This window comes from Campylobacter felis (assembly GCF_030250085.1).
GTDB classification, from domain to species: domain Bacteria; phylum Campylobacterota; class Campylobacteria; order Campylobacterales; family Campylobacteraceae; genus Campylobacter_D; species Campylobacter_D upsaliensis.
In genome coordinates, this window is record NZ_JANURX010000001.1 from 200,578 (window position 1) to 216,435 (window position 15,858).

The following is a 15,858-nucleotide window of genomic DNA, read 5'->3' on the forward strand; positions in this document are numbered from 1 at the left end:
TTAAACCAAGAATAAATAAATTTTTATCTAATTCTTATCATATTTTTGGTATAATCTTGATTTTATATATTTAAAAGGATAATTGATGAAGACAAGGGCATTTTTATTATCAGTTGCGGTGGCACAAAGTTTGTATGCGATGAATGTAGATAAGGATAATTTTTATACGAGAGATTATTTAGACTTTGGACAGAATTTAGGGCAATTTACTCCCGGAGCGACTAATCTTAGCATTATTAAAAAAGACGGCTCAAAGGTCGCTTTGCCCGATTTACCCTTTCCTGATTTTTCCAAATTTGATGGCTCTAATCGCACTTCAGTCGGCGGTGCTTATACGGCTTCATCAAAACATGTTACCGTTCAAACTAATCGCAATGGTCAAGTAACTAAAGAGCTTAAAAAAACAATTCATCTTGGCGATACACAGTATAATGAAATGAAAATGAAGCCATATAGTGGTGATTCTGCATTTACAAGAACAAATAAATTTATTGTAGAAGGCGGTTATAAAATTACCGATATACGCACGATAAAAAATAATATTGAAGATTATGAAACTAAATATCAAGGACAAAATCGTGTTGTTGTATATAGAAGTGGCAATGGGCGTATGAGTTTTAAGCATTGGGACGGCAATCCTAATGCTGGAGATTCTGTAAAAAGTTCAACTAGGGCAGGTGGATTATTTTATATCAAATCAAGTGATATTCGAGATGGGGATTTAATGGTGGTAACAAATAATAATAATTATGGTCCCCTTAAAGGTGCTACAAATACTGGTGATAGCGGAAGCCCCGCTTTTATATTTAATAATAGAACGAAAGAATGGGAGCTTGTTGGGACAACTTGGGCTGGAGTACTTAAAAATGGGAAGCAAGTTTATAGTACAACTTGGGGGTTTGTACTTCCAAGTGAGCTTGATAGATTTAAAAAAGAATATGAGGTGGAAAGGCAAGCAAATGGGAATTATATCGCAGAAAATAATAAAGACAGCGTTTATAATGAGAGTGGGACAATTAGTATAAGCAGTCAAATTAATCAAGGAGGGGGAGGTATTATACTTAGGGGGGGAGGTAAAACGCTTAATATTACAGGAGATAATGGCTCCTTTGCTGGTGCTGGGATCGATATAGCAGAAGAAGATTCTAAGGTTGTGTGGAACACAGGAGTTAGTGGCGATTTACATAAAATCGGCAAGGGCGAACTCGAAGTAACAAAGCAGACAAACGGTAAATTGCGTATGGGGGAGGGTGTCGTTAGACTCAAGGCTGAAAATAGCTTTAATGGAGCGTATTTAGGAAATAAAGACGGTAAGCTAGTTATCGATAGTGAAAACGCAATAAGCAGTTTTGATGTAAGTTTTAGTAAAAGTGGAGGAACGCTTGATTTAAACGGACATAGCGTAAGTATGAGTGGGGTTAAGGCTTATAATTCAAATGCTTTAATTACAAATGAAAATAAAGATAAAATTTCTACCCTTAATCTTAATAATTCGAATAAAACAATCATACACGCAAATATTAGTGGGAATACAAAGATCCAAATAGGAAATTCTACGCTAAGTGCGAAAAATAATGCGAGTCCAACAAATAGAGAAATTATCTTTGACGGAGGATTTGACATCGGCACTTTAAATGGGAGTAATCAGCATATTGTTTTACAAGGTAAGCCTGTGCCACACGCGACTTGGGAAAATGGTTGCGTTGGTGTTAGCTGGTTAGGCATATCTGATTGTAAGGTGGGACATTATATTAATAAATATGATAGAAACAAAGCTGATCAAATGGGTCAAGGACATAAAGTTGTCAATCAAACCGTAACTTTTAACCAGCCTGACTGGATACAAAGAGGATATAAGGGAAATATCACACTTGATAATGGCTCTAAACTTTTCATCGAAAGAAATGCTAATGTAGAGGGAGACATTACGCTAAATAACGGCTCAACTCTCACTCTTAATAGCAAAACCCTTTATATCGATAATAGCGATAGTAAATCTTTAAGTCAAAGCATACAAAGTCAAAGCCTTAGCGCCGATGTGAAAGATACTATCACTTATCAAGGAAATTTAAAGGCTAGTCAAGACTCTACTATCACTTCGCAAGGCATTAAGCAATTTAGCGCAAGTGTGGATTTAAATAAGGCTACCCTAACAGCTAGTAATGATGAAATCACGCTTTTAGAAAAGGGCTTGAAGCTAGAAAATGAAGCAAAACTTACAGCAAAATCTTTACATATCAAAAATACAAACAATGCTATTTCAGTCGATGAGAAATCACAACTTAGCATTGATGAGTTAAAAATAGAAAATAGCACCGTATCCTTAAACACTCAAAATGAAAATTTAGGTAAAACAATCAATGTTAGTCAATCAACCCTAAATGTCGCTGATGGTTCAAAAATCCCTCAAAATGTGAATTTAAAGGCTTCTACCCTAGCTTTTGATAATCTTAATTCCACTTTTTCACTCAATAGCTCTAAGTTTGATGACACTTCACGCTTAAGGGCTAAGAATCTAAGCCATAAGCAAAATGATAATATTGCTTGGAATGTAAAGCACATTGACATAACGGAAGCTTTAAAGTTAAGTGATGTGGGTAGTGGTGCGGGAGATAAGAAATTTTTAGCACTTGAGCTTAGAGATACGGAAATGAAATTTTTGGATAAGGGGAGGGTGTTCGTAAGTTTTGTTAAAAATTTAGATAAAGAGACAATTGATATAGGAAATGTGTATGATATGGTTTTACTTAAAAAGCTGACAACTGAAGGGGATCTTTTGGTAAGTTTTGAAGGGCAGGATAGCAATAGTAAGGTTCAAGCCCTCGCTACGAAAACAGATACAGGCATAAAACTAAGCTTTACAAAGGATAATCAAGTCAATGCTAATGATATAATGAATACTATCGGCAATCGTGCTAATTATCATCAACTTTTTTTACTTAATGACTTAATTACCGCAAATCCAAATCACCCATTGGTTTTAGATGTAGCTTTTAACAGAAATAATACGAGTGCTATTAATAGAATTGTTGCAAGAATTCAAAAGGTTGATGATGATGCTAAAGATATCGCCAAAACCCTAAGTCAAGATGCAAATTTACAGCAAATCAATCATCATAATAAAATCACAAGTAAAAGAATTAATTCTATTAAAATCAATAATCTAAGAGCAAGCAATGAAATCGGCTCTTATTTATACGCCTCACTTGCAAGTGATGTGCCTTTGGTTTATCCTATGAGTAACGATTATTTGGCTAATAATATGTGGATAAACACTGGAGGCGGATACTTTGAGGGAAGTGGGTATTTAAAATATTTTAACACCAATATAGGCTATGATAGGCAGTTTAGCTTCGATGAAAATGATATGATTTTAGGTGCTTTTGTAAGTTTTGGTAGAAGCTATGCTGATAATGGTGGCTATAATGATAATGTAAATAATTACGGCTTTGGTTTATATAGTGCTTTAACTCACAATGCTCACGAACTGCAAGTAAATGCTAATTATATTATAGGCAAAAGTAAAAAATATAATGATTTGGCTACAGCTAAGATGACGGATTATAGTTTTGGCGTAAGTGGGATTTACAAATATGCCTTTGAACTAAATGAAAATCAAGCTATTAAGCCTATTTTGGGGCTTGAGTATGTTGTTAATCAAATGGCAGGATATACGCTTGATATTATGAAAATTGCGGATTATGATTACCGCGCGTTGAATGGAATTTTGGGTGCTGAATATGCTTATATAAATGAAAATTTATTTTTTAGTGCAGGAATATCTGGTAAAAAGGCTATTCATAGTAGCAATGATAAAATTCGCATAGGAATTGACGGCTCAAATCGCTTTATAGGATATGATTTACAAGGTGATAAGGTAACTTATAATCTTGATTTAATGACAGATTATAAAATTAATAATGCTTTAACACTAGGAATTAATGCCAATTTTCAAACAACCTTTAGAGGTGAAAGTGGTGCAAGTGGATTATTTAAGGCAGAATATCATTTTTAATTTATAACGCGAGTATCAAAAATTCGTTATAATAAGCAAAAAAAGGCATTTAATGAAAACTTTAACGATTATTGATACTTTTGGCTTTTTTTTTAGGCTTTTTTATGCTTTAAAAAATTTCAAAAATTCAAAAGGTGAGCCAAGTGGTATGGTAAGTGGCTTTGCAAATTTCATTTACTCACTTAAAAATGAATATAAGAGTGATTATATCATCTTCGCTCTAGATTCTAAGGGCAAAACCTTTCGTAGTGAGATTGACCCTAATTATAAAACAAATCGCACTCCTCCCCCACCTGAGCTTTTAGCTCAAATTCCCATTTGCATTGAGATGATAGAAAAAATGGGCTTTGTAAGCATTTCTAAAGAATATTATGAAGCTGATGACATCATCGCTTCTGTGGTAAAAAGCTGTAATGATAAGGACATTTTCGTGCGTATTATCACGCAGGATAAGGACCTTTACCAGCTTATTAAAGATGGAAAAGTTAGCATTTATAGTCCCATTTCTAAAAATGACTATGATGAAGCGGCTTGTTTGGAAAAATACGGAGTAAAACCTTCGCAAATTAAAGATTTCTTAGCTCTTTGTGGAGATAGTGCAGATAATATCCCGGGCGTTAAAGGCATAGGTGCTAAGGGTGCTAAAAATTTGCTTGATGAGTTTGGTAATATTGAAGAAATTTATGAAAATTTGAGTTTTGTGCGTAATGAAAGAAGTAAAAATTTGCTTTTAGAGGGCAAAGAAAATGCCTTTTTGAGCAAAAAACTTGCTAGTTTGTATGAAGATTTAGATTTAGAGGATTTGATAGAAAAAAGCGTCTATACGCAAGAAGAGCCTCTTTTAAGGGTGCTTGATTATTTAGAGCGTTTTGAGCTAAATTCTTTACTTAAAAAGCTAAAGGCAAATCCTCAAAATCGTAATCAAAATTTAGGCTTTAAAGCGACCTTAATCCTCGATGAGAACACGCTTTTTGATAAGCTTGAAAGCCTTGAGAGTGAGAGCATTATCGCCTTTGATACTGAAACAACAGGGCTTAATGTAAGAGAAGCTAAAATCGTAGGCTTTAGCTTTTGTGTGAGTGAAAATGAAGCCTTTTATGTGCCGTTAAATCACACTTATCTAGCAGTGCCTAGTCAAATTTCAATGCAAGCGGCAAAAAGAGCTTTGGGGCAAATTTATTCTCATTTTATCATAGGGCATAATTTAAAATACGATTTTGCCATAATTGAAAATAATTTTAAACTCACCCCTCCCAAAAAATATGCCGATACGATGATTTTAGCGTGGCTTTATAATCCAACTTTGCGTGTTAATATGGACGATTTAGCTCTAAGACTTTTTGATTATAAAACTCTGCATTTTGAAAGCGTGGTAAAAAAAGGAGAAAATTTTGCTAGTGTAGAGCTTGAAAAGGCTTGCAAATATGCAGCTGAGGATGCTTATATCACCTTAAGATTTTACTTATATTTTTTAAAAAATTTAGAGCCAAATTTACTAAAACTTGGCTTTGAAAGCGAATTTAATTTTATAGAAGTTTTAAGAAAAATGGAACAAAGTGGCATTAAATTAGAAACGCAAAAGCTTCAAAATTTAATGCAAGAATTTGAAAAAGAAATCAAGCTTTTAAGTGAAGAAATTTACACGCTTTGCGATGATAAATTTAATCTTAATTCCCCTAAGCAAGTAGGCGATGTGCTTTTTGAAAAGCTTAAGCTCCCTAGTGCCAAAAAGACAAAAACGGGCTATTCTACCGATGAAAAAGTGCTAGAAAGTCTGACAGATAAGCACTCTGTCGTGAGTAAAATTCTAGCTTATAGAGAGCTTGCCAAGCTTTACTCGACCTATTGTGAGCCCCTATTAAAACTTGCTTTAAAAGATGAAAATTCGCGTATTTATTCAAGTTTTTTACAAACAGGCACAGCCACAGGACGCCTCTCTTCCAAAGAGCCAAATTTGCAAAATATCCCAGCCCACGGACAATATGCTAAGGACTATAAATCTTGCTTTATCGCAGAAGATGGCTTTAGCTTTATCAGTCTTGACTATTCCCAAATAGAGCTTAGAATGCTCGCACATTTTAGCGAAGATGAAAAGCTCTTAGAAGCCTTTAAAAATGATGAAGATATACACGCAAGAACGGCTATAATGATTTTTGGTGAGAGTAATTATGAAACAAGAAGCATTGCTAAAAGCATTAATTTTGGACTTATTTATGGTATGGGCTATAAAACCTTAAGCCAGAATTTAAAGATAGAAGCAAGTCTAGCAAAAACTTATATAGAAAGGTATTTTGCTAATTTCACAAGTATTAAAAGCTTTTTTGAAAAAGTGAAAAATGATGCAAAAATTAATGGTTTTATCAGCACATTAAGCGGTAGAAAGCGTTATTTTGACTTTGCTAATGCAAAACCTATGCAAGTAGCGATGTATGAAAGAGAAAGCATAAATTCCATACTTCAAGGCTCGGCTGCGGACATTATCAAACTTGCTATGCTAGAACTTTATAAGGAGCTTGATGCAGATAAAAGGCTTATTTTGCAAATTCACGATGAGCTAATTTTCGAAGTTAAAGATGAATTATGTGAAAAATTTGAAAAAAGAGCTAAGGATATTATGGAAAATATAGTAAAATTAAAAGTTAATTTAAAAACAAGTTCAAGTATCGCTAAAAACTGGGGCGCTTTAAAGTGAAGGAGTAATAAAAAATGGATTTAACAACCATACTTGGAATGGTGCTAGCTGTTACTAGTATCTCTGTGGGGGATATTTTAGAAGGGGGAAATCCTCTGCATGTTTTGCACTTCTCATCATTTCTTATCGTGATGCCAACGGCAGCTTTTTGTGCTATGACTTCGACACACAAAAAGATTGTTAAAGCCGCTTATAAAGAGCTAAAAGTCGTTTTTAAGGGGTCTGGCGTGAATTTACCAGAACGCATTGCACAACTTATAGAATTTGCTATTATCGCGCGTAGAGATGGACTTTTAGCCTTAGAATCAAGAACAAATGAGATTGAAAACGAATTTTTAAAAAATGCTATGATGATGTTAGTCGATGGCAAAAGCTTTGAAGAAATTCACGAAAGTATGGAGATTCAAACTGAACAATTAGAGGAACATTATAAAGAATGTGCGGAATACTGGATAGTCTTTGGAGAAACCTGCCCCACAATGGGACTTGTTGGAGCGGTGTTTGGACTTATCCTTGCGTTAAAACTTTTGGATAATCCTCAAGCTATGGCGGCGGGAATTTCTGGTGCATTTACCGCTACTGTTACGGGAATTTTTGGAGCTTATGCGCTTTTTGCCCCTTGGGGAAGAAAAATGAAGGCTAACGGCATGGATTTTGTCAAAGAGCAAGTTGTCATTACTGAAGCGATTAAGGGTATAGCTGAAGGGGCAAATCCTAGAGATTTAGAAGCAAAACTTTTTAATTTCTTAAGCCACGATGACCCAAGAATTTCACAATTTGACAAAGGGTAAAAATGGCTAAAAAACATAAGTGTCCTGAATGTCCAGCTGGTGAAAAATGGGCTGTGCCTTATGCGGATTTTTTAAGTTTGCTTTTGGCACTTTTTATTGCACTTTGGGCTATTTCCGAAACAAATCCCGCTAAGGTCGAGGCTTTAAAAACGGAATTTGTAAAAATTTTCGATTACACAACAACTCAAGCGGTTAAAACAGAAAGTCAAAATACTGAAAAGCACGCAGGTGCTTCAAGAACTCCAAATGATGAAGTTGAGGCGCTAAAAAGACTGACTTTAAGTCAGCAAGAAACAATTAAAAAACTTAAAGCTGCCCTCGATCAATCCGAAAATCAAATCGCTCTTAATCTCCCCTCACGCGTAGAATTTGCTAAAAATAGTGCGGAAATTGTCTCTGCCGATGTGCAAGATTATCTCAAGCGTATGGCACAACTTTCTTTAAGTTTGCCACCGCAAGCAAAAATCGAAATTCGTGGCTTTACGGATAATAGTGATAGTGCTTTAAGAAGCTTTGAATTAGGCTATGAAAGAGCTAAGGCTGTGATGAATTATTTTATTGATGGCGGAGTAAGTGTGGGAAAACTTAGCATTAAAAGTTATGGTTTTAATGAGCCTTTACTCAATCACACTCCAAGCGATCTTGCAAATAATAGAGTTGAAATTTATTTTAAAGTCGATATAGACGATGATAATGCACAAAGATCTATATTAGAACTACTTCAAAGGGCTAACTAGCCCTTAAACCAAGTGGCTATTTTATCAAATAAGCCTTTTTGCTCGTGATGCATACCATCCTTAATGCCAAAACTTTCGCTTAATTGCTCTAAAAGTTTTGTTTGCTCTTCATTAAGTGAGTTTGGAAATTTAATGGCAATTTGCACAATTTGCCTACCTATATGCGAACTGCGAACATTTTTAACGCCCTCATTTTCAAGCACAAATCTTTGCCCATCTTTTGCACCTTTTGGCAAATTTAAAGTCGCTTCACCGCGAATTGTAGGAACTTTCACGCTTTGACCCAAAATAGCTTGTGTGAAAAAAACAGGAAATTCTATATAAATATCTTCATCATCACGGATAAAAGTTTCATCTTCTTCTGCGTGAATTTTAACAAATAAATCCCCCCTAATGCCATTTTTAGTAATATTTCCCTTTTCGCTAACCCTCAAATTCATTCCACTATCCACACCCTCAGGCACTTTAAGCTCAACCTTATCTTTAAGCTCTTCATAGCCAAGCCCCTTGCACTGCGGACACTTATCACTCGCACAGCTTCCGCTACCACTACAATCAGGACAAGTTTGCGCAAAAGACAAAAAGCTTTGCTTCATAACGATTTGCCCTCTACCTTGACACTTAGGACAAGTTTGCATTTTGCCGTCTTTTGCCCCACTGCCATTACAAGTTTTGCACGAGTTTTTATAGGTAAAATCAATTTCCTTTGTGCAACCAAAAACAGCTTCTTTAAAGCTAAGATTAAGCCCCACAACAAAATCGGCGTTAAATTTATCTTCATTATTTTTTTGTCGCGATTTCCTGCCGCCAAAACCTTCTCCAAAAAAACTTGTAAAAATATCTCTAATATCCTCAAAATCACCAAAACCAGCACTTCCGCCAGCCCTACTCTTTAAAGCTTCTTTGCCGTATCTATCATAAATAGCTCTTTTTTCATCATCGCTTAAAACTTCATAGGCTTCGTTGATAAGTTTAAATTTGTCTTCAGCTTCTTTATCTCCTTGATTTCTATCAGGATGATATTTTAAGGCTAGTTTTCTATAAGCTTTTTTAATGCTTTCTTTATCGGCACTTTGTGTTATTTCTAAAATTTCATAATAACTGATTTCCACGCATTTTCCTTAATTTTGATTAAAAGTTGTGATTTTATCAAATTTTAATTAAAAAATGATAATAAATTTGTAAGTGTTAAAACTTAAGAAAACTGCTTTAAAGTCGATTATACAAAAGTTAAGCAAAAATAAGCTAAAATCGCAAATTTATCTTTGTAAAAGGAAAAAAATGGACGCTAAAACTCAAAATTTAGAGCTTGAAGAATTATTTAAGGAAAATAAAGAAGATTATATTACCTATGAGAAATTAGTTAAATATCTTAATAAACAGCCCAATCTTACAGCGATTAAAAAAATTCGCTCTTTAATGAAAAAATATAAAGTTGAGCTTTATTCTGCGGCACAAATTGCCCAAATGCAAAATGTAGCCGATGCAAAAAGATTAGAAGAAGAGAAACAAAAGCTCCAAGATACTGGGCTAGAAAATGAATTTAATTTAGCAAATGAAAATGAGCTTTTAGAGTGGAGTCGCTCGGACTCTCCTGTGCGTATGTATTTAAGAGAAATGGGGCAAATCGCACTTTTAAACAAAGATGAAGAAGTCGAAATTTCAAAGAAAATTGAATTGGGTGAAGATATTATCATCGATGCTTTTTGTTCTGTGCCTTATTTGATTGATTTTATTTTAGACTATCAAGAACCTTTGATTAATAGAGAAAGGCGTGTAAAAGAGCTTTTTAAAAGTTTTGATGAAGAAGAAGACAAAGAAAATGATAAGCTCGATGAAGAAGAAAATGATGAAGAAAGCGAAGAGGATAAAAAAACCAAAAAGCCTAACAAAAAGGAAGATGAACGCACCTTAAAAGTGATAGAAAAATTTAAAGCCTTAGAAAAAGCAAAAAAAGAATGGCTTAAAGTTTCTAAAGAAACTAAGGCTAAAGAAGATGAACTTTTAGATAAATTAAGCATAGCTTTTAAAAAGAATATTTTAAAAGAGAAATTAATGGACCTAGGACCAACTTCAAAGCTTATTAGTGAAATTGTCAAGTCAATGGAAACAGCGCTTAAGAGCGATGATGAATTTGACAAGGAACTTAAGCGTTTAGAATACCGTCTTCCTATGTTTTCAGATGAGCTTAAAGCTAGACATGCGGATATTTTAAAAGAAATTACCAAATTAAGCAAAGATGAAATCGCCGAAAAAGCTATGGAAACGACTATGGTAAGCACTTATATGGAGATTAAAAAACTCTTTCAAACTAAAGAAGCGAGTAAAAAAAGCTTTGATTTGGAAAAAAGTCGTTTAAAAGAAATTTTAGAACAAATCAAAAGAGGTAAAAAAATTTCCGATGAAGCTAAGGGTAGAATGGCAAAGTCAAATTTGCGTCTTGTTGTCAGTATAGCCAAGCGTTATACAAATAGAGGCTTACCATTTTTGGATCTTATACAAGAAGGCAATATAGGCTTAATGAAAGCGGTGGATAAATTTGAATACAAGAGAGGTTATAAATTTTCCACTTATGCGACTTGGTGGATAAGACAAGCCATTTCAAGAGCGATTGCTGATCAGGCAAGAACAATTCGTATTCCTATCCATATGATAGAAACAATTAATCAAATCAACAAAATCATAAGAGAGCATTTGCAAAAAAATGGCAAAGAGCCAGATGTCAATGATATTGCTAAAGAAGTGGGCTTGAGCGTTGATAAGGTAAAACAAGTCATTAAAATTACCAAAGAGCCTATTTCTCTTGAAGCACCTATTGGCAGTGAAGATGATGGAAAATTTGGAGATTTTGTAGAGGATAGAAATTCGCTTTCTCCTATGGATAACATTTTAAAAGATGACTTAAAAGAACAAATCGATGAAGTGCTTGATCAGCTAAATGATAGAGAAAAGGCTGTAATTCGTATGCGTTTTGGCTTACTTGAAGATGAAAGTGATAGAACTTTGGAAGAGATAGGAAAAGAACTTAATGTAACGCGCGAAAGAGTAAGGCAAATAGAAAGCTCGGCAATTAAAAAACTAAAGCACCCAAAAGTAGGACGCAAACTTAAAAACTATATCGAAGGGTGGAAATAAGCCTTTTTCAAGGCTTATTTTTAGTGGCAGCCGCAACCCCCACAACAACTTCCAGAACCTTTAAAAAATTCTTCAACAGCTTCAAAATTTGGCATTTCTGTGATTTCTTTTACAAGCTCTTTATAAGCGATTTTGCCATCTTTAATCACAAAAACAGCTCTAGCTAAAAGCCCTTCTAAAGCCCCATTAGCGATTAAAACGCCGTATTTTTCTCCAAATTCTTTAGCGACAAAATCACTTGCTACGACTAAATTGTCAATATTTTCAGTCGAGCAAAATCTTCCCATAGCAAAAGGTAAATCCATACTGACAACAATCACTTCAGCACCCTTAAAAGTAGCGATTTTTTGATTAAATTCTCTTGCTTCACTCGCACAAACAGGAGTGTCGAGGCTCGGCACAGTAAGGACAATTTGCACCTTATCTTCTTTTGCGATTTCTACAACGCTTAAATCCTTAGCCTTAAGACTTACTTTAGGAGCTTTTGCTCCAACTTCTAGCACATTTCCCTTTAAATCAACGGGATTTCCTTTAAAATTAACTGACATTTTTTCTCCTTTAATATGATGTATTATATTGATGATTTCTATTATGATGTGGCAAAAGCGGCGGTTGATGAACTCTACCTCGCTTAAAATCACCCTCTAAACTCCACATAGTATCTTGTAAAATCCTCTGTCCCTCCTCGCTTTTTGTGAAATTGATAAATTCTTGCACTTTTTGATTTTGCAAACCTTTTTTTGTAGGGGCTAATTCCATAGCCTTATACATAGCAAATTCCTTTCCCACCTCAACAAACAAAGCCTCATTTTCTAAAGCCTTTTTCCAACATGAAGAGCCAATTAAAACATCGATGTTTGGATCTTGCCTCCATAAGCTTAAGGCTTCTTTTGGACCTTTTGCATACACAATAATATTTTTTCTAAGCTTAGTTAAATTTTCCCCATTTCCCATTTTAAGGGCTATAAATTCATAGCTATTGTGTCCTCCACTCATCGCCATAATTTTAACTTTTTTATCCAAAAGATCGTTAAAAGAGGTGATTTTTAGAGGATTGTTAGGACGCACCATTAAATTTGTTTGACACAAATGGATAATGCTAATATCATCTATACTTAAATTTGGCACTAATTCAATATACCTCTCCATACTCTTAGCACTCGGTGCATAAAATAAATCCGCATCTTGTCTAGCTTTATAAAGCCAAGTTTTAGAAGGACCGGAATTCACAACAACCCTTTCTCCGCTTTTTTTCTCAAATTCTAACGTAAGCTCTCTCATAGCTAAAGCTGCTGGATCTGGTCCATAAATTAAAATTTTAGCACTTAATAAACTAGCCATTAAGGTGTTTAAAAATAACATTTTTTTCATCATACACCTCTTTCAATCGTTTCATTTATACTAACACTTAAAAGTTAATACTCCTCTTTACATAACCCAGCTTCGACTAAAAAACAAGACGGCTTATAATGCGTTTTTTTATCCTTATCATACTTAGCGTAGCTTAGATAAAGAATATTTTTTGCCCTTGTTACAGCGACATAAAAAAGCCTTCTTTCTTCTTCTAAACTTCCTCCCCTAGACATTAGTTTTTTGTTAGGAAAACGATTTTGTGCTAAATCCACCACAAAAACTAAATCAAACTCAAGCCCCTTACTTGCATGCACACTTAATAAATTCACGCCTTTTCCACTACTCATTTCACTTGAGCCTAGTGTTAGAAAATTATAATATTTATAAACATCGCTATAATTTTTCGCAAATTCTTTTAAAATTCCAAATTTTGCTTCTATCTTTTGTAAATTTTCATTTTTTCTTAGCAAATCGACCTGCCCTGCTTTATTTGTCGCTCTTTTTGTAGCAAGCTCCTCGCAAATTTCTTTAAAAAATTCATTATTAAAAATGCAATTTAGCACCTCTAAAGAATGCCTTTTACGCTCCACTTCTTTAAGAAAAAAATAAAGTTTTTCCAAATTTCTCGCACAAAGCTCATTGATTTTAGAAAGTTTTAAGATGGGGTGTGCTTCAAATTCGCTTTCAAAATGAAAACGCTTTTCATTTGCCAAATCATCTAAATCCGCAAAAAGCCCTAGTTCATAATTTCTTTTTTGATAATTTTTCAAACTTACATTTTTATCAGGCTCTAAAAAACCTTTAATCAAATTTCCATCTCCAAGCTTTAAAAGTGCGTCAAAAATATCTTTTGCTAAAACTCCCCCCACACCTTTTGTATATTGTATAAGATGAATAAAAGCCATAATATCTTTGGGATTGACAATTAGAGCCAACATCGCGCAAAATGCTTTAACTTCTAAACTTTCAAAAAAGCTCCCACTCCCCTTTCTCACACTTGCAATCCCTCGCTCCCTTAAAGCCACTTCCATACCATCAGCACTTGAATTATTGCGAAAAATGACAGCGATTTCTTCTAAATTCACTCCACTTGTGTAAATCATTTTAGCGATATTTTGATACTGAGAAAACAATTCATCAAAAATGAGCAAACTAGGTGCCTTAAATTCATCTTGACGCGTTACGATAAGCTCTTTTGGATAAAGTCTTTCATTATTTAAAATGACTTTATTAGCAAGGGCTAAAATGCTTTTTGAGGAGCGGTAGTTTTTATTGAGTGAAAAAATTTGTGCATCCAAAAAACGCTCTTTAAACCCTCCTATAATATTAATATCAGCTCCATTAAAAGCATAAATGCTTTGGTCATAATCTCCCACACAAAATAGACTTTTACTTTCAAATGCCTCGATAAGTGAGCTTTGCAAAGAATTTGTATCTTGATACTCATCAACTAAAATTTCATCAAATTCGTGCTTCTGGGTCTTTAAAAGCTCTTTTAAATTTAAAAGCAAATCGTTAAAATCCACATAATTAAAACGCTTTTTTTCCTCTTCATATTCTTTTAAAATATCCTCATAAATTTCCGCGTAAATGCTTTGTTCTGGGTAGTTTTGACAAAACCAAGAGTGAAATTCCTCATTATGAGTTTTATTTTGGAATAAAGAATAAAGTTCGTATAAAGAGGTGCTTGCGTAGGGATTTATATCGCTTAAATGCGAAAAACGCCGTTTTTCATACACACTTTTAAGTAGGGTTTTTAACTCACTTGCTTGCTTTAAAATGATGGTTTTATCAGCATTTTTAAGGAGAGTGTAGGCAGTGGAATGAAAGGTGCCGGCTAGAATTTTTCCTATGATTTTTTTATCAAAATATCGCGAAAGGCGCGTTATCATTTCTTTACTTGCCTTATTGGTAAAGGTTAAAAGCATAATTCTTTCAGGACTAATGCCCTGCTGTAATAAAAAAGCTATTCTAGCGACTATGGTGGAAGTTTTACCCGTGCCAGCACTTGCGATGATAAGATTGTGTCCAAAATTTGCTTTGGCAGCTTTTAATTGCTCTTCATTGAGTTTAGAAAGTGGCATTCTTCTCCTTAAAATAAAAGGCGTAATTATAAAAAAAAATTGCTTAAAAAATGAAATTTTGACTTTCTTATTGTATAATACAGATTTTATTTTATTTAAATTTAAGGAAAAGAAATGAATGTTAAGGTTTTTTCTATTTTAATAGCCATATTAATCGCTTTAATTTTCGCACTTGGTGGGACTTATTATTATCTTTTTGAGCGTGATACAAGTAGTGCAGTCAATCAAACTCCTACAATTCAAACCCAACAACAAACTCTCCCACAAGAGCCACAACAAAAAGAACAAGATTTCATTCAAGAAACAAATACCAGCTTAAGCCCTATTTTGCCAACACAAATACAAGAGCAAACGCAGGTAGATCTTAATCACACAATAAAACAAGAAGAGAAAAAAGAAGAACCTAAGCTCACAAAACAAGAAGAAAACAAAAAGCCAATCGAGCAGCCAAAACAAGCCATTAAAGAAGTAAAAGATATAAAGAAAAAAGAGCCTCAACAAAGCGTAAAAAAAGAAGAAAGAAAGCAAGAAAAAAATCAAAAGCAAATTCGCCTAAGCACCATAAAAGAATATCAGCAAAAAGGTAAAGATAGCCGTTTTGAGCCAAAGCTTAGTTCTGAAACGATGAAGGTTTATGTGATGCACGGCAAAGCCTTGACTCAATATAGAATCGAGCTTTTAGAAGATATGCTTACCCCTGTTCAATCAAGGGCGCAAGATTATAACTTAACCGTTTTTATAGAAATGCTACCAAAACATAAAATGAATGTAAGCATTTACAATAAAGATATTATTTTTTCTCATATGAAAAAAGCTTATAGATACATTGATATTAAACAATTAGCCCCGCATCTTGGCAATCTTAATGAATTAAATTCAAAGGTTAAAAGAGAAGAGATTATCGAAAGGCTTGAATTTAAAAGCGAGGAAGAGATTAAGGGGAGTGATTTTGCAAGACATATTAAAAGCTTAAAAAGAGGGCTTGAGACAGCTCAATTTTTCTTCCCTTTCACGGAAATCATTGAGATTAAATCTCAAAAATAGGAATTTA

At 34.1% G+C, this 15,858-nt stretch carries 10 protein-coding genes; 6 read left to right on the forward strand and 4 right to left on the reverse strand.

Going from position 1 to position 15,858, the window contains the following annotated elements:
• The first annotated feature begins 85 nt into the window (after positions 1 to 85).
• Genes NYG92_RS01015 through motB form a run of 4 tightly spaced genes read left to right on the forward strand, consistent with a single transcriptional unit; the run spans position 86 to position 8,235 of the window.
• Positions 86 to 4,015 (forward strand): S6 family peptidase, encoded by a 3,930-nt coding sequence (locus NYG92_RS01015; RefSeq protein WP_289233252.1) that lies wholly within the window; start codon positions 86 to 88, stop codon positions 4,013 to 4,015.
• 52 nt (positions 4,016 to 4,067) lie between these two features.
• The gene (polA, locus tag NYG92_RS01020) at positions 4,068 to 6,707 is read left to right on the forward strand and encodes a DNA polymerase I (RefSeq protein ID WP_289233253.1); all 2,640 of its coding nucleotides are present in this window, start codon (positions 4,068 to 4,070) and stop codon (positions 6,705 to 6,707) included.
• A gap of 14 nt (positions 6,708 to 6,721) precedes the next feature.
• On the forward strand, positions 6,722 to 7,498 hold the full coding sequence (motA, locus tag NYG92_RS01025; RefSeq protein ID WP_270983444.1) for a flagellar motor stator protein MotA: 777 nt from the start codon (positions 6,722 to 6,724) through the stop codon (positions 7,496 to 7,498).
• 2 nt (positions 7,499 to 7,500) lie between these two features.
• On the forward strand, positions 7,501 to 8,235 hold the full coding sequence (motB, locus tag NYG92_RS01030; protein WP_289233254.1) for a flagellar motor protein MotB: 735 nt from the start codon (positions 7,501 to 7,503) through the stop codon (positions 8,233 to 8,235).
• On the opposite strand, the gene dnaJ is transcribed toward motB, so the two are convergent.
• On the reverse strand, positions 8,232 to 9,347 hold the full coding sequence (gene dnaJ / locus NYG92_RS01035) for a molecular chaperone DnaJ (RefSeq protein ID WP_027303628.1): 1,116 nt from the start codon (positions 9,345 to 9,347) through the stop codon (positions 8,232 to 8,234). The genes motB and dnaJ overlap by 4 nt on opposite strands.
• Before the next feature lie 169 nt (positions 9,348 to 9,516).
• Here dnaJ and rpoD point away from each other — a divergent pair, with 169 nt between their 5' ends.
• A complete protein-coding gene (rpoD, locus tag NYG92_RS01040) occupies positions 9,517 to 11,370 on the forward strand; it encodes an RNA polymerase sigma factor RpoD (RefSeq protein WP_176318544.1) in 1,854 nt (617 codons plus the stop codon).
• 20 nt (positions 11,371 to 11,390) lie between these two features.
• Here rpoD and tpx read toward each other — a convergent pair whose 3' ends face one another.
• The 3 genes from tpx to NYG92_RS01055 are packed head-to-tail and all read right to left on the reverse strand — an operon-like array spanning position 11,391 to position 14,807.
• Positions 11,391 to 11,918, reverse strand: coding sequence for a thiol peroxidase (gene tpx / locus NYG92_RS01045; protein ID WP_176318545.1), 528 nt, complete (start codon positions 11,916 to 11,918; stop codon positions 11,391 to 11,393).
• 10 nt (positions 11,919 to 11,928) lie between these two features.
• Entirely contained in the window at positions 11,929 to 12,744 is an 816-nt protein-coding gene (locus NYG92_RS01050; RefSeq protein ID WP_289233255.1) for a substrate-binding domain-containing protein, read from the reverse strand.
• Between the two features lie 41 nt (positions 12,745 to 12,785).
• Positions 12,786 to 14,807 carry an ATP-dependent helicase gene (locus tag NYG92_RS01055; RefSeq protein ID WP_289233256.1) on the reverse strand — a complete coding sequence of 674 codons (2,022 nt, stop codon included), beginning with the start codon at positions 14,805 to 14,807 and terminating at the stop codon, positions 12,786 to 12,788.
• A 114-nt stretch (positions 14,808 to 14,921) separates the two neighbouring features.
• Here NYG92_RS01055 and NYG92_RS01060 point away from each other — a divergent pair, with 114 nt between their 5' ends.
• On the forward strand, positions 14,922 to 15,851 hold the full coding sequence (locus NYG92_RS01060) for a hypothetical protein (protein ID WP_289233257.1): 930 nt from the start codon (positions 14,922 to 14,924) through the stop codon (positions 15,849 to 15,851).
• Positions 15,852 to 15,858: the final 7 nt, after the last annotated feature.